The following is an 18,744-nucleotide window of genomic DNA, read 5'->3' on the forward strand; positions in this document are numbered from 1 at the left end:
CATGAACAGCACGCTTATCCAGACAGACCGTTTCACCTTGAGTGAAACCGAGCGCTCGGCCATCGAGCACGAGCTGCATCACTACGAAGACCCGCGCGCGGCGTCGATCGAAGCCTTGAAGATCGTCCAGAAGGAGCGTGGCTGGGTGCCCGACGGCGCCCTCTACGCGATCGGCGAGATCCTCGGCATCCCGGCCAGCGACGTTGAAGGTGTGGCCACGTTCTACAGCCAGATCTTCCGTCAGCCGGTGGGCCGCCACATCATTCGCGTGTGCGACAGCATGGTCTGCTACATCGGTGGCCACGAGTCCGTGGTCAGCGAGATCCAGAACAAACTGGGCATCGGCCTGGGCCAGACCACTGCGGACGGGCGCTTCACGCTGCTGCCGGTGTGCTGCCTGGGCAACTGCGACAAGGCGCCGGCGTTGATGATCGACGACGACACATTCGGTGACGTGCAGCCTGCTGGCGTGACCCAATTGCTTGAGGGCTACCCATGACCCTTACATCTTTCGGCCCGGCCAACCTGATCAAGCGTTCGGCCGAGACTCACCCGCTGACCTGGCGCCTGCGTGACGACGGCGAGCCGGTATGGCTCGACGAATACCAGGCCAAGAACGGTTACGCGGCTGCGCGCAAAGCCTTCGCCGACATGGCTCAGGACGACATCGTCCAGACCGTGAAAGACGCCGGCCTTAAAGGTCGCGGCGGTGCAGGCTTCCCCACGGGCGTGAAGTGGGGCCTGATGCCCAAAGACGAATCCATCAACATCCGCTACCTGCTGTGCAACGCGGATGAAATGGAGCCCAACACCTGGAAAGACCGCATGCTGATGGAGCAACTGCCCCATCTGCTGATCGAAGGCATGCTGATCAGCGCCCGTGCGCTGAAAACCTACCGTGGCTACATCTTCCTGCGTGGCGAATACACCACCGCCGCCAAGCACCTCACCCGTGCCGTGGAAGAAGCCAAGGCAGCGGGCCTTCTGGGCAAGAACATCTTGGGCTCCGGTTTTGACTTCGAACTGTTCGTGCACACCGGCGCCGGGCGTTACATCTGCGGTGAAGAAACCGCACTGATCAACTCCCTCGAAGGCCGCCGCGCCAACCCGCGCTCCAAGCCGCCCTTCCCTGCCGCCGTAGGCGTGTGGGGCAAGCCGACCTGCGTAAACAACGTCGAGACCCTGTGCAACGTGCCGGCGATCATCGCCGACGGCGTGGACTGGTACAAATCGTTGGCCCGCGAAGGCAGCGAAGACATGGGCACCAAGCTCATGGGCTTCTCCGGCAAGGTCAAGAACCCTGGCCTGTGGGAGCTGCCATTCGGCGTGACCGCACGCGAGCTGTTCGAGGACTACGCCGGCGGCATGCGCGACGGCTACACCTTGAAAGCCTGGCAGCCAGGCGGCGCCGGCACCGGTTTCCTGCTGCCCGAGCACCTGGACGCACAAATGTATGCCGGCGGCATCGGCAAGGTCGGCACCCGTATGGGGACCGGCTTGGCGATGGCGGTGGACAACACCGTGAACATGGTCTCGCTGCTGCGCAACATGGAGCAGTTCTTCTCCCGCGAATCCTGCGGTTTCTGCACCCCGTGCCGTGACGGTTTGCCCTGGAGCGTGAAGCTCTTGATGGCGATCGAGAAAGGCGAAGGCCAGCCAGGCGACATCGAGACCCTGCTGGGTCTGGTCGGTTTCCTCGGCCCAGGCAAGACCTTCTGTGCTCACGCACCGGGCGCCGTGGAACCATTGGGCAGCGCAATCAAATACTTCCGCTCTGAATTCGAGGCTGGCATCGCACCCGCGCGCGCCGGCGATCTGAATCAGGTGGTCACACCGACCATGGTTGGTGCGTAACGCTTAAAAAGGCGAGGGGCCCGTGCGCTTCGCCTTCTCATGTGCTGACGCCTTTAAGGCTGTGTAGATGCACATGAATAACAAGATTCCATTAGCCACGCCCGCTGACAACGGGCCAACGAAGAACTTTGAACCATGGCCACTATCCACGTAGACGGCAAAGCGCTCGAAGTCGATGGGGCAGACAACCTGTTACAGGCATGTCTGTCACTAGGCCTCGACATCCCTTATTTCTGCTGGCACCCAGCCCTTGGTAGCGTTGGTGCCTGTCGCCAGTGCGCGGTCAAGCAGTACACCGACGAGAACGACACCCGTGGTCGTATCGTCATGTCCTGCATGACGCCAGCCACCGACAACACCTGGATCTCCATCGAAGATGAAGAATCCAAGGCGTTCCGCGCCAGCATTGTCGAATGGCTGATGACCAACCACCCCCACGACTGCCCGGTCTGTGAGGAAGGCGGTCACTGCCACCTGCAAGACATGACGGTGATGACCGGCCACAACGAGCGCCGTTATCGCTTCACCAAGCGTACCCACCAGAACCAGGACCTCGGCCCGTTCATTTCCCACGAAATGAACCGCTGCATCGCCTGCTACCGTTGCGTGCGCTTCTATAAAGACTACGCCGGCGGCACCGACCTGGGCGTATTCGGCGCCCACGACAACGTGTACTTCGGTCGCGTTGAAGACGGCGTGCTCGAAAGCGAGTTCTCCGGCAACCTCACCGAGGTCTGCCCGACCGGTGTGTTCACCGACAAGACTCACTCCGAGCGCTACAACCGCAAGTGGGACATGCAGTTCTCGCCGAGCATCTGCCATGGCTGCTCCAGCGGTTGCAACATCTCCCCGGGCGAGCGTTACGGCGAACTGCGTCGCATCGAAAACCGCTTCAACGGTTCGGTCAACCAGTACTTCCTGTGCGACCGTGGCCGTTTCGGCTATGGCTACGTCAACCGCGAAGACCGCCCACGTCAGCCACTGCTGGCCGGTGGCGCCAAGCTGAGCCTGGACGACGCGCTGGATAAAGCCGCCGAGCTGCTGCGCGGTCGCAACATCGTCGGTATCGGTTCGCCCCGCGCCAGCCTCGAAAGCAACTACGCGTTGCGCGAGCTGGTCGGCGCCGAACACTTCTACTCGGGTATCGAAGCCGCTGAGCTGGAGCGCATTCGTCTGGTCCTGCAAGTGCTGAACGACAGCCCGCTGCCGGTTCCGAACATGCGTGACATCGAAGACCACGACGCGATCTTCGTGCTTGGTGAAGACCTGACCCAGACCGCCGCGCGTATCGCGCTGTCGCTGCGTCAGTCGGTCAAAGGCAAGGCCGAAGACATGGCCGACGCCATGCGCGTTCAGCCCTGGCTCGACGCTGCGGTGAAAAACATCGGTCAGCACGCGCTGAACCCACTGTTTATTGCTAGCCTGGCTGAAACCAAGCTCGACGACATCGCCGAAGAATGCGTCCACGCCGCACCGGACGACCTGGCCCGCATCGGTTTCGCCGTGGCTCACGCCCTCGACGCCAGCGCGCCTGCCGTCGAAGGCCTGGACACCGAAGCCGGTGAACTGGCCCAGCGTATCGCCGACGCCCTGCTGGCCGCCAAGCGTCCATTGATCATTGCCGGCACCTCGCTGGGTTCCAAAGCACTGATCGAAGCGGCTGCCAACATCGCCAAAGCCTTGAAGCTGCGCGACAAAAACGGTTCCATCAGCCTGGTCGTGCCGGAAGCCAACAGCCTCGGCCTGGCCATGCTCGGCGGTGAATCCCTTGACGCGGCCCTGCAAGCCGTGACCGACGGCAAAGCCGACGCCATCGTGGTACTGGAAAACGACCTGTACACCCGCACGGATTCGGCCAAGGTCGACGCCGCGCTGGATGCGGCCAAAGTGCTGATCGTTGCCGACCACCAGAAGACCGCTACCAGCGATCGCGCCGACCTGGTACTGCCAGCCGCCACCTTCGCCGAAGGCGACGGTACGCTGGTCAGCCAGGAAGGCCGCGCCCAGCGCTTCTTCCAGGTGTTCGATCCGAAGTACATGGACGCCAGCATCCTGGTTCACGAAGGCTGGCGCTGGCTGCATGCCCTGCGCGCGACCCTGCTGAACCAGCCGATCGACTGGACCCAGCTCGACCACGTCACCGCAGCGGCCGCCGCAAGCGCCCCGCAGCTGGCACGTATCGTTGATGCTGCACCGTCTGCCTCGTTCCGCATCAAGGGCTTGAAACTGGCCCGTGAACCGCTGCGTTACTCCGGCCGTACCGCCATGCGCGCCGACATCAGCGTGCACGAACCGCGTACCCCGCAAGACCCCGACACCGCGTTCGCCTTCTCCATGGAAGGTTACTCGGGTTCGGTCGAGCCACGTCAGCAGGTGCCGTTTGCCTGGTCGCCGGGCTGGAACTCGCCACAGGCCTGGAACAAGTTCCAGGACGAAGTCGGTGGTCACATCCGCGCAGGCGACCCGGGCACACGCCTGATCGAAATCACCGGTGATTCGCTGAACTGGTTCGCTGCCGTACCGCGCCCGTTCAACCCGGCCCAGGGCACCTGGCAGGTTGTGCCGTTCTTCCACCTGTTCGGCAGCGAAGAGACCTCTTCCAAAGCCGCGCCGGTTCAAGAGCGCATCCCGGCCGCTTACGTGTCCGTGGCCAAGTCCGAAGCCGACCGCCTGGGCGTCAACGACGGTGCCCTGCTCAGCCTGAACGTCGACGGCAAGACTCTGCGTCTGCCGCTGCGCATCAATGACGAATTGGGCGCGGGTCTGGTTGCACTGCCAAAAGGCCTCGCCGGTATTCCGCCTGCGATCTTTGGCAAAACCGTTGACGGTCTGCAGGAGGCAGCGCAATGACCTGGTTCACCCCTGAAGTGATCGACGTGATCATCTCGGTCGTCAAGGCCATCGTGATCCTGTTGGCCGTGGTCGTTGCGGGCGCCCTGCTCAGCTTCGTCGAACGTCGCCTGCTGGGCTGGTGGCAGGACCGTTACGGTCCTAACCGCGTCGGCCCATTCGGCATGTTCCAGATCGCTGCCGACATGCTCAAAATGTTCTTCAAGGAAGACTGGACCCCGCCGTTTGCCGACAAGGTGATCTTCACCCTGGCACCGGTCGTGGCCATGAGCGCCTTGCTGATCGCCTTCGCCGTTATCCCGATCACCCCGACCTGGGGCGTGGCGGACCTGAACATCGGCTTGCTGTTCTTCTTCGCCATGGCCGGTCTGTCGGTCTACGCGGTGCTGTTCGCCGGTTGGTCGAGCAACAACAAGTTCGCCCTGCTGGGCAGCTTGCGGGCTTCGGCCCAGACCGTGTCCTACGAAGTGTTCATGGGCCTGGCGCTGATGGGCATCGTGGTGCAGGTCGGCTCGTTCAACATGCGCGACATCGTCGAGTACCAGGCGCAGAACCTGTGGTTCATCATTCCGCAGTTCTTTGGCTTCTGTACCTTCTTCATCGCTGGCGTCGCCGTGACTCACCGTCACCCGTTCGACCAGCCGGAAGCGGAACAGGAACTGGCCGACGGTTACCACATTGAATACGCCGGCATGAAGTGGGGCATGTTCTTCGTCGGTGAATACATCGGCATCATCTTGATCTCGGCATTGCTGGTCACGCTGTTCTTCGGCGGCTGGCACGGCCCGTTCAACATCCTGCCGCAACTGGCGTTCTTCTGGTTCTTCTTGAAGACGGCGTTCTTCATCATGCTGTTCATCCTGCTGCGCGCTTCTATTCCGCGCCCACGCTATGACCAGGTGATGGATTTCAGCTGGAGATTCTGCCTGCCGCTGACCCTGATCAATTTGCTGGTGACGGCTGCTGTTGTGTTGTTGAACACGCCAGCCGGCGCGGTTCAGTGAGGATTTGACCCATGTTCAAATATATTGGCGACATCGTTAAGGGTACCGGTACCCAGTTGCGAAGCCTGGTGATGGTTTTCGGTCACGGCTTTCGCAAACGCGACACCTTGCAATACCCGGAAGAAGCGGTGTACCTGCCGCCGCGCTATCGCGGCCGTATCGTGCTGACCCGCGACCCCGATGGCGAAGAACGTTGCGTAGCCTGCAACCTGTGCGCCGTGGCGTGCCCGGTAGGTTGCATCTCCCTGCAGAAAGCTGAAACCGAAGACGGTCGCTGGTACCCGGACTTCTTCCGCATCAACTTCTCGCGCTGCATTTTCTGCGGCCTCTGCGAGGAAGCTTGCCCGACCACCGCGATCCAGCTGACACCGGATTTCGAGATGGCCGAGTTCAAACGTCAGGACCTGGTGTACGAGAAAGAAGATCTGCTGATCTCTGGTCCCGGTAAAAACCCTGATTACAACTTCTATCGTGTTGCAGGTATGGCCGTTGCCGGTAAGCCGAAGGGCGCCGCACAAAACGAAGCCGAGCCGATCAACGTGAAGAGCTTGCTGCCTTAAGGAAGAAAGATGGAATTCGCTTTCTATTTCGCGTCGGGTATTGCAGTGGTGTCCACGCTTCGCGTGATCACCAACACCAACCCCGTGCACGCCCTGCTCTACCTGATCATTTCGCTGATCGCCGTGGCCATGACCTTCTTCAGCCTCGGCGCACCGTTTGCCGGTGTCCTGGAAGTGATCGCCTACGCCGGCGCCATCATGGTGCTGTTCGTGTTTGTGGTGATGATGCTCAACCTGGGGCCGGCTTCGGTCGCCCAGGAACGCGTCTGGCTCAAGCCCGGCATCTGGCTCGGCCCGGTAATCCTCGCAGCGTTGCTGCTGGGTGAACTGCTGTATGTCTTGTTCGCTCACCAGAGCGGCCAGGCCATCGGCCACACCACCGTAGATGCCAAAGCCGTGGGCGTCAGCCTGTTCGGCCCGTACCTGCTGGTGGTCGAACTGGCTTCGATGCTGCTGCTCGCTGCAGCCATCACCGCCTTCCACTTGGGCCGCAACGAAGCCAAGGAGCAATGACGATGCCTGCTATCCCCTTGGAGCATGGTCTGGCGGTCGCCGGCATCCTGTTCTGCCTTGGCCTGGTCGGCCTGATGGTTCGCCGTAACATTTTGTTCGTGTTGATGAGCCTGGAAATCATGATGAACGCTGCGGCACTGGCCTTCATCGTGGCAGGTAGCCGTTGGGGCCAGCCGGATGGACAAGTGATGTTCATTCTGGTGATCAGCCTGGCAGCCGCCGAGGCCAGTATTGGCCTGGCGATCCTGCTGCAACTGTATCGTCGCTTCCACACGCTTGATATCGACGCTGCCAGTGAGATGCGCGGATGAACATGATCTTTCTGACTTTCGTATTTCCCCTGATCGGTTTCCTGCTGCTGTCGTTCTCCCGTGGACGCTGGTCGGAAAACCTGTCTGCCCTGATCGGTGTGGGTTCCATTGGCCTGTCGGCGATTGTCGCTGCCTACGTCATCTGGCAATTCAACGTGGCACCGCCCGAAGGCGGCCACTACACCCTGGTGCTGTGGCAGTGGATGTCGGTGGACGGCTTCAAGCCCAACTTCGCCCTCTACGTCGACGGCCTGTCGATCACCATGCTCGGCGTGGTGGTCGGTGTGGGCTTCCTCATCCACCTGTTCGCGTCCTGGTACATGCGCGGTGAAGCGGGCTACTCGCGCTTCTTCTCGTACACCAACCTGTTTATCGCCAGCATGCTGTTTCTGGTGCTGGGCGATAACCTGTTGTTCCTGTACTTCGGCTGGGAAGGCGTGGGCCTGTGCTCGTACCTGTTGATCGGTTTCTACTACAGCAACCGCAACAACGGTAACGCGGCACTCAAGGCGTTCATCGTTACCCGCATCGGCGACGTGTTCATGGCCATCGGCCTGTTCATCCTGTTCCAACAAGTGGGCACGTTGAACATCCAGGAACTGCTGGTGCTGGCGCCGCAGAAATTCCAGGTCGGTGACTTCTGGATCACCCTGGCGACCCTGATGCTGCTGGGCGGCGCGGTCGGTAAATCTGCGCAACTGCCACTGCAAACCTGGCTGGCGGATGCGATGGCTGGCCCTACTCCCGTTTCCGCACTGATTCACGCGGCAACCATGGTAACCGCCGGTGTCTACCTGATCGCGCGTACCCATGGCCTGTTCACCCTGGCGCCGGAAATCCTGCACCTGGTGGGCCTGGTCGGCGGCGTGACGCTGGTACTGGCCGGCTTTGCCGCGCTGGTGCAGACCGACATCAAGCGTATCCTCGCCTACTCGACCATGAGCCAGATCGGCTACATGTTCCTGGCCCTGGGCGTCGGCGCCTGGGACGCGGCGATCTTCCACCTGATGACCCACGCCTTCTTCAAGGCGCTGCTGTTCCTTGCCTCCGGTGCGGTAATCGTTGCCTGCCACCACGAGCAGAACATCTTCAAGATGGGTGGCCTGTGGAAGAAACTGCCGTTGGCCTACGCCAGCTTCATCGTCGGCGGTGCCGCTCTGGCGGCCCTGCCGTTGGTGACCGCAGGTTTCTACTCCAAAGACGAAATCCTCTGGGAAGCCTTTGCCAGCGGTAACCAGAACCTGCTGTACGCAGGCCTGGTGGGTGCCTTCATGACCTCGCTGTACACCTTCCGCCTGATCTTCATCACCTTCCACGGTGAAGCCAAGACCGAAGCACACGCAGGCCACGGCATCTCCCACTGGTTGCCACTGTCGGTGCTGATCATCCTGTCGACCTTCATCGGCGCCATGATCACCCCACCACTGGCCGGCGTACTGCCGCAAAGCGCTGGCCATGCCGGCGGCGCTGCCAAGCACAGCCTGGAAATCGCCTCGGGCGCCATCGCCATCGCCGGTATCCTGCTGGCGGCACTGCTGTTCCTGGGCAAGCGTCGCTTCGTGACGGCGGTTGCCAACAGCGGCATTGGCCGTTTCCTGTCGGCCTGGTGGTTCGCCGCCTGGGGCTTCGATTGGATCTACGACAAGCTGTTCGTCAAGCCATACCTTGCTATCAGCCACATTCTGCGCAAAGACCCGCTCGACCAGACCATCGGTTTGATCCCGCGTGCTGCCAAGGCCGGTCACACCGCCCTGAGCCGCAGCGAGACTGGCCAGCTGCGTTGGTATGCAGCTTCCATGGCCGTCGGTGCCGTGCTGGTGATCGGCGCCATCGTTGTGGTAGCGGTCTGACTATGAACATTGCGTACTTTGCGAACTTGCGAAAGGAAACGAGCCCGTCATGATTCTGCCCTGGCTAATCCTGATCCCCTTTATCGGCGGCCTGCTCTGCTGGATGGGTGAACGCTTCGGCGCCACCCTCCCCCGCTGGATTGCGTTGCTGACCATGTCCCTGGAACTCGCACTCGGCCTTTGGCTGTGGGCGCATGGCGACTATTCATTTGCTCCGGCACCGGGCGTCGATCCCACCTTCGCGCTTGAATTCAAGCACGTGTGGATCCAGCGCTTCGGCATCAACGTGCACCTGGCCCTCGACGGCCTGTCGCTGTTGATGATCCTGCTGACCGGCCTGCTGGGTATCCTCTCGGTACTCTGCTCCTGGAAAGAGATTCAGCGTCACGTGGGCTTCTTCCACCTGAACCTGATGTGGATTCTGGGCGGCGTTGTCGGCGTGTTCCTGGCGCTGGACCTGTTCATGTTCTTCTTCTTCTGGGAAATGATGCTGGTGCCGATGTACTTCCTCATCGCGCTCTGGGGTCACAGTTCTTCGGACGGCAAGAAAACCCGGATCTACGCGGCGACCAAGTTCTTCATCTTCACCCAGGCTTCCGGCCTGATCATGTTGGTGGCGATCCTGGGTCTGGTACTGGTCAACTTCAACAACACCGGCGTGATTACCTTCAACTACGCCGACCTGTTGAAAACCAAGATGTCGCTGACCACCGAGTACATCCTGATGCTGGGCTTCTTCATCGCGTTCGCGGTGAAGCTGCCGGTGGTGCCGTTCCACTCCTGGTTGCCTGACGCTCACGCCCAGGCGCCGACCGCAGGTTCCGTGGACCTGGCCGGTATTCTGCTGAAAACCGCTGCGTACGGCCTGCTGCGTTTCGCCCTGCCGCTGTTCCCGAATGCCTCGGCCGAGTTTGCGCCGATCGCCATGACCCTGGGTCTGATCGGGATCTTCTACGGTGCGTTCCTGGCCTTTGCGCAAACCGACATCAAGCGTCTGATTGCCTTCTCGTCCGTTTCCCACATGGGTTTCGTACTGATCGGCATCTACTCCGGCAGCCAACTGGCGCTGCAAGGCGCTGTGATCCAGATGTTGGCCCACGGTGTTTCGGCCGCTGCCCTGTTTATCCTGAGTGGTCAGCTGTACGAGCGCCTGCACACCCGTGACATGCGTGAAATGGGGGGCGTGTGGTCGCGCATCGCCTACCTGCCGGCGATCAGCCTGTTCTTTGCCGCCGCGTCCCTGGGCTTGCCGGGCACCGGTAACTTCATCGGAGAGTTCCTGATCCTGATGGGTTCGTTCGTGCACACGCCGTGGATCAGCGCCATCGCTACCTCCGGCCTGGTATTCGGTTCGGTCTACTCGCTGATCATGATCCACCGTGCGTACTTCGGTCCGGCCAAGTCCGACACCGTCCTGCACGGGATGGATGCTCGCGAACTGATCATGGTGCTCGGCCTTGCGGTGCTGCTGATCTACATCGGCGTGTACCCGCAACCGTTCCTGGACACTTCTGCCGCGACGATGCATGGCGTGCAGCAGTGGTTCGGCACCGCCTTCACTCAACTCGCTTCGGCACGGTAAGAGCGCTATGGAATTCACGATCCAACACTTTATCGCGCTTGCGCCGCTGCTGATCACCAGCCTCACCATTGTGGTGGTGATGCTGGCGATCGCCTGGCGCCGCAATCACTCGCAAACGTTTCTGCTGTCCTGTGCCGGTTTGAACCTGGCCCTGCTGTCGATCATCCCGGCCCTCAAGGTCGCGCCACTGGCGGTCACCCCGCTGATGATGATCGATGACTTCGCGCTGCTGTACATCGCGTTGATCCTGGTCGCCACCCTGGCCTGCGTCACCCTCGCCCACGCCTACCTCGGCGAAGGCGGCACGGGCTACCCGGGCAACAAGGAAGAGCTGTACCTGCTGATTCTGCTGGCTGCGGCCGGTGGCATCGTGCTGGTCAGCGCTCAGCACCTGGCCGGCTTGTTCATCGGCCTGGAACTGCTGTCGATCCCGACTTACGGCCTGGTGGCCTACGCCTTCTTCAACAAACGCTCCCTGGAAGCCGGCATCAAGTACATGGTGCTGTCGGCCGCCGGTTCCGCGTTCCTGTTGTTCGGTATGGCCCTGCTTTATGCAGAAGCCGGCAGCCTGAGCTTCACCGGTATCGGTCACGCCCTGGCCACCACCAGCATGCCTGCGCCGATTGCCCAACTGGGTCTGGCAATGATGCTGATCGGCCTGGCGTTCAAGCTGTCCTTGGTGCCTTTCCACCTGTGGACCCCGGACGTGTACGAAGGCGCCCCGGCGCCGGTGGCTGCGTTCCTGGCCACGGCCTCCAAGGTTGCGGTGTTTGCGGTGATGGTGCGTCTGTTCCAGATCTCGCCTGCTGCCAACACCGGCGTGCTGAGCAACGTGCTGACCGTGATCGCCATTGCGTCGATCCTGTTCGGTAACCTGCTGGCATTGACGCAGAACAACCTCAAGCGTCTGCTCGGTTATTCGTCCATCGCCCACTTCGGCTACCTGCTGATCGCCCTGGTGGCGAGCAAAGGCCTGGCCGTGGAAGCCATGGGCGTGTACCTGGTCACTTACGTGATCACCAGCCTAGGCGCGTTCGGCGTGATCACGCTGATGTCCTCGCCGTTCAAAGGCCGTGACGCCGACGCCCTGTACGAATACCGCGGCCTGTTCTGGCGCCGTCCGTACCTGACCGCCGTGCTCACGGTGATGATGCTGTCGCTGGCCGGTATCCCGCTGACCGCAGGCTTTATCGGTAAGTTCTACATCGTTGCTACGGGTGTTGAAGCTCACGAATGGTGGTTGGTTGCGTCCCTGGTACTGGGCAGCGCCATCGGCGTGTTCTACTACCTGCGCGTGATGGTCACCCTGTACTTGATCGAGCCAAACCTGCGCCGTGTGGACGCCGAGCTGCACTGGGAACAGAAAGCCGGTGGCGTGATGCTGCTGGCGATCGCCCTGCTCGCCTTCTTCCTGGGTGTGTACCCACAACCGTTGCTCACCCTGGTGCAGCACGCGGTACTGGGCGTTTGATCGCTTAGGTCTATGCAGTAAACAGAACGGCGCCTTCGGGCGCCGTTTTGCGTTTTGGGGGAATGTGTTGGGCGAGGTGTCTGGAGTTCTTGGTACATGTCCTTTATTTGGGTTAGGGCTGGTATGGGTTCCGCCCTTACGGCGGGTCACTTTGGAAAAGCCCCAAAGTAACCAAAGGGCTCTTGCCCCACCACTCGGCACCTCGCTCACGCTTCGGTGTGCCCTCACTCCGGCTTGAATCCGTGGGCCGCCGTGACGGGCCATCCATGGCCCAACACGGCTAACCCGGCGTCCTGCCGGGTTACCCACGGATTCAAGCCTGCGTTCGGCCAGCGTGGTTTAACGGGGCGCCTAAGATCAAAGTCAAAAGCAGATCAAGATCAAAAGCAGAGCACGGCGGCCTGGTAGCCGACCTGAGTGGTTAGATCAAAAGCGAAGGCGAGGCGGCCTGACAGCCGGCCTGATCCCGAGAGCTGAACTCAATCAAAGGTGGGAGCTGGCTTGCCTGCGATGGCATCAACTCGGTGTACCTGATGTACCGAGTTGCCTGCATCGCAGGCAAGCCAGCTCCCACAGAAAAACAGAGCACAGCCGTCTGGCGGCTGAAACCAGTTGGAGTGGTTAGATCAAAAGCACAGCCAAGGTGGCCTGGCAGCCGACCTGATTCTGGAGGCTGAACTCAATCAAAGGTGGGAGCTGGCTTGCCTGCGATGGCATCAACTCGGTGTACCTGATGTACCGAGTGGCCTGCATCGCAGGCAAGCCAGCTCCCACAGAAAACAGAGCACAGCCGTCTGGCGGCTGTACCCAGTTGGAGTGGTTAGATCAAAAGCACAGCCAAGGCGGCCTGGCAGCCGAACTGATGCTGGAAGCTGAACTCAATCAAAGGTGGGAGCTGGCTTGCCTGCGATGGCATCAACTCGGTATACCTGATGTACCGAGTTGCCTGCATCGCAGGCAAGCCAGCTCCCACATTTGGATTTCAGTACATCAGGTAGATGGGCTTTTGCCCTGCTGTTACTTCTATCTCCCCAAGTCGGCTACTAGGCCGCTGTGCTCTTGCGCCCCCTAGTGAACTGGGAGCAAGGCCCGAGCCAGGCCGAATGCCCAGGCCACTGCCTTGATTCGGCTGGTGGCATTGTTTCCGGAAACAGTGGCGCAGCCCGCTGCGCTAAGCTGATAAATCAAGCCCCGACAGGTTCGGGGCTATTGGCAGGTGTCTAGCGGCCGCCGAGCATCTCGGCAAAGGTCTCGCTGCCCGGCAACCCCTCGCCCACCCACACCGACGGCGCCACGCGCGGTGAGCCCTCAGTCCAGAACAGCGAGTGGCCCGCGAGGGCCAACGGGTCAATCCACGCACTCAGTTGCGGCATGCCATCGCCGATACGCTGCGGGTCGGACAGGTCCAGCCAGCGTGGAGCAGCAACAACCGTGCTGGCATGACGCGCTGGCGCCCAGCGCCCGGGTGACGGCATCGCCACCATGGCCTCATCGAACACTTCGAGGGAAAACGTCTCGCTCAATGCCGACAACGCCAGCCGCTCCAACCGGCCATACCACCGCGCATCCTGCTCAAGACGCATCAACAACGGCGCATCGTCCCCGGCGCAGGCGAGGGTCAACGGAAAATAACGCCCCACCCTGTCCACGCTCGGGATCATCACGCCCGCCCAGCCTTGCTCACCGCACACGCCCGCCGCCAGCGCAAAGCGCCAGATCGGGCTGCACAGATAGGCCTCCAGCCACTGTGCCCCCAGGCGCTCCCGACTGCATTGCAAACCGCCCTGCAACCACGCATCCCAACGGTTCAAGAACACGGCAGGCAACCGGCGACTGACAAAATCCCCATGGCTGACGACCTTGCCGAAAAATCCATTCATGGCTGATCCCTAAAAGCTGCCGGGGCAATGGAAAGACTCCAGGCCATCACGGCGGAACGGGTTGATCACACTGCTGGCGCGCAACAGGTACACCACCCGATGGCCCTCCACAGTGAACGTCAGTTGCAGCTGCTCGCCCTGGGCGCTGACCACGGCCTTGTCCATCATCCGCAGCCAACCCCAAGGGCCATCGCTGCGCAAGGGGCTGACCAACGCGGGGGTGGCGTCCAGACGCACCAGGCCGCCGGATTTGCCGCTGGGTAACGACAGGCTGGTGAAGTCGGCCACACTGCCCGCGTCGTACACCACCGGCTGTCCATCGATGTCCAGATTGACCTTGGTCAGCCCAGGGTCGGCACTCAGGGTTTTCAGGTCAAAGCGCATCGATGGCTGACGTGCGCCGGCCACGAAAAACATATCCCGCAGTTTGGCGCCACGCTGGAACTGGTTAAGCACATCCTGGGAGATATTCAGCGGCGTCACACCGCTGGAGCGCCAGCGCCATGGGTTGCCGCTCATGTCGACATAGGCCGCAAGGTTCTTGCTGAAAAAGTCGTCCATCAAGCCGCCCGGACCGAAGAACTTGCCGAAGTCATCGGCAGTGGCATCGCGACCAGAACTGCGCACCAGCGGGTAACGTCCGTCAATCGCAGCCCGGCAGAACGGTGCGCCGGAGGCCTCCCACAGCGCATTCAGCCGCGCCTTTTCATTGCCCAGCGTCAACGCCGTACCGCCCGATTCCACATCCCGCAGCAGCGCCGACAGCGGCGCTGGCTGGGTATCGCCGGAGCGCTTCAGGCGCGCCAGCACTTCGTTGGACGGTGCCGGCGCGGCGCTGCGACGGGCCGCGTCAGCACTGTCGAAAAACTGCCCGGCGTCCTTCAAGGAGGCCAGTACCTCATCCAGCGGTTGCGGCCCGGTGCCCGTGCCCACCAGGCGATGCAACGCTGCGAAATGCTGGTCCACCGGGTTGGCCTGGGCATCCACGGGCGCCGCGGGGCTGTCGCCGCCCAAGGCCGATTGCAACCTCTGGGTGGCGGCGGCGATTTTGTCACGCACGCGTTGGTCGGTGTCTTGGCTGGTTGCCGAGGTCAGGGCACCGTCCAGGGTGGTCTCCCTGGACACGGCCTGCAGCAAGGCCCGCAACGGTGAATCACTGGCAGCCAGCACCGTGGTCACCAGCGAGGCCTGGCCCAGGCTGGTCAACGGCGACAGGTGCACATCGGCAAGAAACGTATCCCACTGGCGAATGTAGTCGGCGTAATACAGCTCCAGCACCGCTGCCTGCATCGCCGGGTTGCCACCGGCGATCTGCGCCGACTCCTGGCGGTCCAGCACCCAGCTGTCCTTGGCCATGTCAGTCACGGCCTGTGGCGTTTTGTCGGTCAGCTCACGGTATCCGGCGAGGCGGTACACGCCACTGACCCCACGGGACAGCGGCTCGCCACTGGCACGCGTAAACAGCGACGACACGTCCCGCCCCACCGCACTGTTGACGCTCAACTCCGGCAAATGCTGCTGTTCGACAAGGCGCTTGACCCGGTTATAGATGCGCTGAGACAACGGCATGCTGGCCAGCGCCAGGCGCACTTTGGCGATCAACGCGCTGTCCAGTGGCACCGGCTCGGCCTCATCGTCGGCCTCCAACAACGCCGACACATGGTCCGACAACTGCTGCAGTTGCGCCGGTGTCGCCTGGGGCAGCTCACGGCGCCAATCCACATCGACCCACGCCTGCACCGACGCGGCGTCGAAGTATTGCCGCTCGCCAAGCATCAAGTAGGCGCGCAGGGTTTCGTACAAAAACTCCTGATTGCTCGCGTCGCCACGGCGCAGGGCGTTTTCCATATTGGCGACGATGTGCGGCATAAGCGTGCTGCGCAGCAGGCGGCGATACAGGGTCACCGCACCAGCGCCGAGTTTGTTGCCCTGATACAGGCCCATGCGGCTGAGCAACGGCACGCTGTTATCGCCATCGCTATAGCCGCTGGGCAATGCGCGTGCGGCATTGAGCAAGGGCAACGTCACCAGCACATCGCCTTCAGTGGGCAGCGCCTTGGCCAACTGCGCGACCTGGGCGGCGGCACTCGACGCGTCGGCGATCAGTTGCAGGTTGCGGTTGTAACTGATGGTCATCGCCGCCAGCAGCAGCACGAACACGGCTGCTGCGGCCATCCGCCCAGCCCTTGCGAGCAGTTGACGCCGGCGTTGCTCTTGATGATTGACCCCGGCCAGTCCGGCTTCCTTGAAGATCACCTCGCGCAACAAACGGGTAATGAAGTAACTGCGCCCACTGGCGACATTCGGCGCCAGGGCCTTGCGGCCCAGGCCGAACGAGGCAGCCAGCGAGGTCAGCACCCGGTCAATCGGGCTGCCTTCCTGGGTGCCGCTGGTGAAATACACGCCGCGCAACAGCGCGGGCTCCTGATAACGGTTGGCTTCAAACACGGTGTTGAGAAAGCGTGTCAGGCCATCGCCAAGGCTGGCGAACTGCTGCGGGAAACTGTAGAGCAAGGCGCGGCGCGACAGGTCGCGCTCTTGCTGCAAGCGTTCCAGCACACGCCGTTGCAACTGGCGCTCCAGTGCATCGAACTCGCTTGGGAAAGACGCCAAGCCGCTGTCCGGCTGCGCCGGTTGTGGCAGCGCGAATGTCACACCCCACACCTGCGCACGCTCATCGCGGCCAAAGGTCTCGAAAAACTCCGAAAACCCGGCCAGCAAGTCGCACTTGGTGATGATCACATACACCGGGAACCGCAGGCCCAAACGCTCATACAGCTCGGTGATGCGCGTGCGGATCGCCACGGCCTGGGCCTGGCGCTGGGCGTCGGTCTGTTGCAGCAAATCGCTGACACTCAAGGCCACGATCACACCGTTGACCGGGCGCTGGCGGCGGTATTTTTTCAGCAGGTCAAGAAAGCCGCCCCACGCCGCCTTGTCGACTTCGCTGTAGCTGTCCTGAGTGGTGTAGCGCCCGGCGGTATCCAGCAGCACCGCCTCATCGGTGAACCACCAATCGCAATGGCGCGTGCCGCCAACGCCGCCGATGGCGCCGGAGCCCATCGCCTCACGCAGCGGGAACTGCAGGCCGGAATGGGTCAGCGCAGTGGTTTTGCCACTGCCCGGGGCGCCGACGAACATGTACCACGGCAGCTGATACAGGTACTGCCCGCTCATCTTCCAGCCGGGGTTGGCCTTGCGCAGCACCGCCATGGCCGAACGCATGCGCTCGCCCAGTTCGGCCACTTCGGCCTGGGTTTCACGCACACCGGGCGCCACCACCGGCGCCTCGGCCACACCCGCCATCAAGCCACGGTTGGCGCGCCACGCCCGCCACAGGCGCCAGGCAAAATAGCCGGCCCATATCAGCACAAACAGCGCGATCAAGGCCCAACGCCGTGACTCCGGCTCCAGCGGTTCGCTGCCGTTGAACGCCAGCAACGGGCCTTCATACCACACCAGCAACGACAGCAACGCCACGCCGATCAGCGACAGCAACCACGGCTTGAGCAGCCACAGGATGAAGCGCTCCATCGGGGACCATAACAACGAAAAAAGCGTAGAGAAGTTCATGGCTATTGCGCCTGGGAAGGGATCAACACAGTGATATCGACGCGACGGTTGCGCGCGCGATTCGCCGCTGAATCGTTGGGGACCAGCGGCTCGGTTTCGCCCCGGCCTTCGCTGCGGTAACGCTCGGCCGGCCCGGCGCGCTGGGCGAGCAAACGGGCCACGGTCTTGGCGCGGGCCTGGGACAAGTCGAAGTTGGAGCCCAGCCGCGACGTCGCCGATGGCCGTACGTTGTCGGTATGCCCGACCACCACCACAGCCCCCGGCACGGTGGCCAGGGCATCGCCGATGCGCGCCAGCAAGCCGTCGAAGTTGCTCGACACCTCGGCGCTGCCCGAAGCAAACACGCCGTCGCCACGCAAGGTGATCACTGAGCGGTCGGCGCTGTCCTTGACCGCCACCAGGCCCTGGGCCACTTCGGGTGCGAGAAAACCGGCCAGGCGCACCGGGGCCGGTGTCGCCGGCACCGCCACCTTGAGCGGCGAGGCCACACGAATCGATCCCAGTTGCGCAAACACCGGGTCGGAGGCACGGTTGAGCAACCAGCTATACGTGAGCTGCACACTCAGCAACAGCACCGCCGCCACCGACGCCATGACCCACACCGGCACCCGACGCAGCATCGACGCTTGCGGTGCTTGTGCGCCGCGCCAGCGTGGCGACAGTTCCTGCTCCTGATTGCCGCGCTGCTGGTTGATCAACTGCAGCAGGCGCTCGCGCAGCAGACCCAATTGATCCAGGCCGCGATCCAGCACCCGATAACGCCCTTCCAGGCCCAACGCCAGGCACAGATACATCAACTCCAGCACGTCGATGTGGGTGCGCAGGTCCTGGCTCAGGCGCTGCAGGATTATGAAGAACTTCTCGCCGCCCCACGCCTCGTTATGAAAAGTCACCAGCAGGCTGCGGCTGCCCCACACACCCGCGCCCCAGGGGGTGCTGGCGATAGTTTCGTCCACCAGCGTGCACAGCGCGTAGCGCGCGGCGGCCACGGTTTCCACATCGACCTGGCTGGCGCGCGCCTGGGCTTCAAAGGCCTGCACCGCCTGGATCAAGCGCTGGCGCAAGCTCTCCATGTCCGGCATTGCCGTCATCGTGCGCAGCGGCACCACCAGGTCGAGCAACGGGTTGGCTGCGCGCACCAGCGGATTGAGCCCCTGTCCATGAACCACCAGCGCGGCACGCGGCACATCGGCCGTCGGCAGCACCGGCGGCGTGGCCCGACGCCCGCCTGGCGTGGGAATCAGCAAGGTGCGGTCCGGGTCTTGGCCGCCTTCAAAAGTGTCGTTCACGTCAGTC

The 18,744-nt window shown here is 62.4% G+C and carries 13 protein-coding genes and 1 pseudogene; 11 read left to right on the top strand and 3 right to left on the bottom strand.

The window, feature by feature from the left end:
* Window position 1 precedes the first annotated feature (1 nt).
* From nuoE to AACU78_RS03690, 11 genes and pseudogenes are all read left to right on the top strand, one after another.
* Window positions 2-499 (top strand): NADH-quinone oxidoreductase subunit NuoE, encoded by a 498-nt coding sequence (nuoE, locus tag AACU78_RS03640; RefSeq protein ID WP_056861694.1) that lies wholly within the window; start codon window positions 2-4, stop codon window positions 497-499.
* The gene (gene nuoF, locus AACU78_RS03645; protein ID WP_106579872.1) at window positions 496-1,854 is read left to right on the top strand and encodes an NADH-quinone oxidoreductase subunit NuoF; all 1,359 of its coding nucleotides are present in this window, start codon (window positions 496-498) and stop codon (window positions 1,852-1,854) included. Before nuoE ends, nuoF begins: the two co-directional genes overlap by 4 nt.
* A gap of 135 nt (window positions 1,855-1,989) precedes the next feature.
* Window positions 1,990-4,704 (top strand): NADH-quinone oxidoreductase subunit NuoG, encoded by a 2,715-nt coding sequence (gene nuoG / locus AACU78_RS03650; protein WP_106579873.1) that lies wholly within the window; start codon window positions 1,990-1,992, stop codon window positions 4,702-4,704.
* Window positions 4,701-5,708 (top strand): NADH-quinone oxidoreductase subunit NuoH, encoded by a 1,008-nt coding sequence (gene nuoH / locus AACU78_RS03655; protein WP_053256843.1) that lies wholly within the window; start codon window positions 4,701-4,703, stop codon window positions 5,706-5,708. Before nuoG ends, nuoH begins: the two co-directional genes overlap by 4 nt.
* An 11-nt stretch (window positions 5,709-5,719) precedes the next feature.
* A complete protein-coding gene (nuoI, locus tag AACU78_RS03660; protein WP_003174725.1) occupies window positions 5,720-6,268 on the top strand; it encodes an NADH-quinone oxidoreductase subunit NuoI in 549 nt (182 codons plus the stop codon).
* Between the two features lie 9 nt (window positions 6,269-6,277).
* Window positions 6,278-6,781 carry an NADH-quinone oxidoreductase subunit J gene (nuoJ, locus tag AACU78_RS03665; RefSeq protein ID WP_017137519.1) on the top strand — a complete coding sequence of 168 codons (504 nt, stop codon included), beginning with the start codon at window positions 6,278-6,280 and terminating at the stop codon, window positions 6,779-6,781.
* 2 nt (window positions 6,782-6,783) lie between these two features.
* A complete protein-coding gene (nuoK, locus tag AACU78_RS03670) occupies window positions 6,784-7,092 on the top strand; it encodes an NADH-quinone oxidoreductase subunit NuoK (RefSeq protein WP_003219560.1) in 309 nt (102 codons plus the stop codon).
* On the top strand, window positions 7,089-8,942 hold the full coding sequence (gene nuoL / locus AACU78_RS03675) for an NADH-quinone oxidoreductase subunit L (protein ID WP_106579874.1): 1,854 nt from the start codon (window positions 7,089-7,091) through the stop codon (window positions 8,940-8,942). The genes nuoK and nuoL overlap by 4 nt, the downstream gene beginning before the upstream one ends.
* A gap of 49 nt (window positions 8,943-8,991) precedes the next feature.
* The gene (gene nuoM / locus AACU78_RS03680; RefSeq protein WP_106579875.1) at window positions 8,992-10,524 is read left to right on the top strand and encodes an NADH-quinone oxidoreductase subunit M; all 1,533 of its coding nucleotides are present in this window, start codon (window positions 8,992-8,994) and stop codon (window positions 10,522-10,524) included.
* Window positions 10,525-10,531: 7 nt separating this feature from the next.
* Window positions 10,532-11,995 (top strand): NADH-quinone oxidoreductase subunit NuoN, encoded by a 1,464-nt coding sequence (gene nuoN, locus AACU78_RS03685; RefSeq protein WP_106579876.1) that lies wholly within the window; start codon window positions 10,532-10,534, stop codon window positions 11,993-11,995.
* Between the two features lie 1,062 nt (window positions 11,996-13,057).
* Window positions 13,058-13,175 (top strand): annotated as a pseudogene (locus AACU78_RS03690) (transcriptional regulator); the annotation flags it as partial.
* Window positions 13,176-13,215: 40 nt separating this feature from the next.
* Here AACU78_RS03690 and tagF read toward each other — a convergent pair.
* From tagF to icmH, 3 genes are read right to left on the bottom strand one after another with little or no spacing between them, the layout of a single operon-like run.
* The gene (tagF, locus tag AACU78_RS03695; RefSeq protein WP_106579877.1) at window positions 13,216-13,875 is read right to left on the bottom strand and encodes a type VI secretion system-associated protein TagF; all 660 of its coding nucleotides are present in this window, start codon (window positions 13,873-13,875) and stop codon (window positions 13,216-13,218) included.
* A 9-nt stretch (window positions 13,876-13,884) separates the two neighbouring features.
* On the bottom strand, window positions 13,885-17,448 hold the full coding sequence (tssM, locus tag AACU78_RS03700) for a type VI secretion system membrane subunit TssM (protein WP_106579878.1): 3,564 nt from the start codon (window positions 17,446-17,448) through the stop codon (window positions 13,885-13,887).
* Between the two features lie 2 nt (window positions 17,449-17,450).
* A complete protein-coding gene (gene icmH, locus AACU78_RS03705; RefSeq protein ID WP_106579879.1) occupies window positions 17,451-18,737 on the bottom strand; it encodes a type IVB secretion system protein IcmH/DotU in 1,287 nt (428 codons plus the stop codon).
* Window positions 18,738-18,744: the final 7 nt, after the last annotated feature.

Source organism: Pseudomonas sp. R9.37, from assembly GCF_963878885.1.
Lineage (GTDB): Bacteria > Pseudomonadota > Gammaproteobacteria > Pseudomonadales > Pseudomonadaceae > Aquipseudomonas.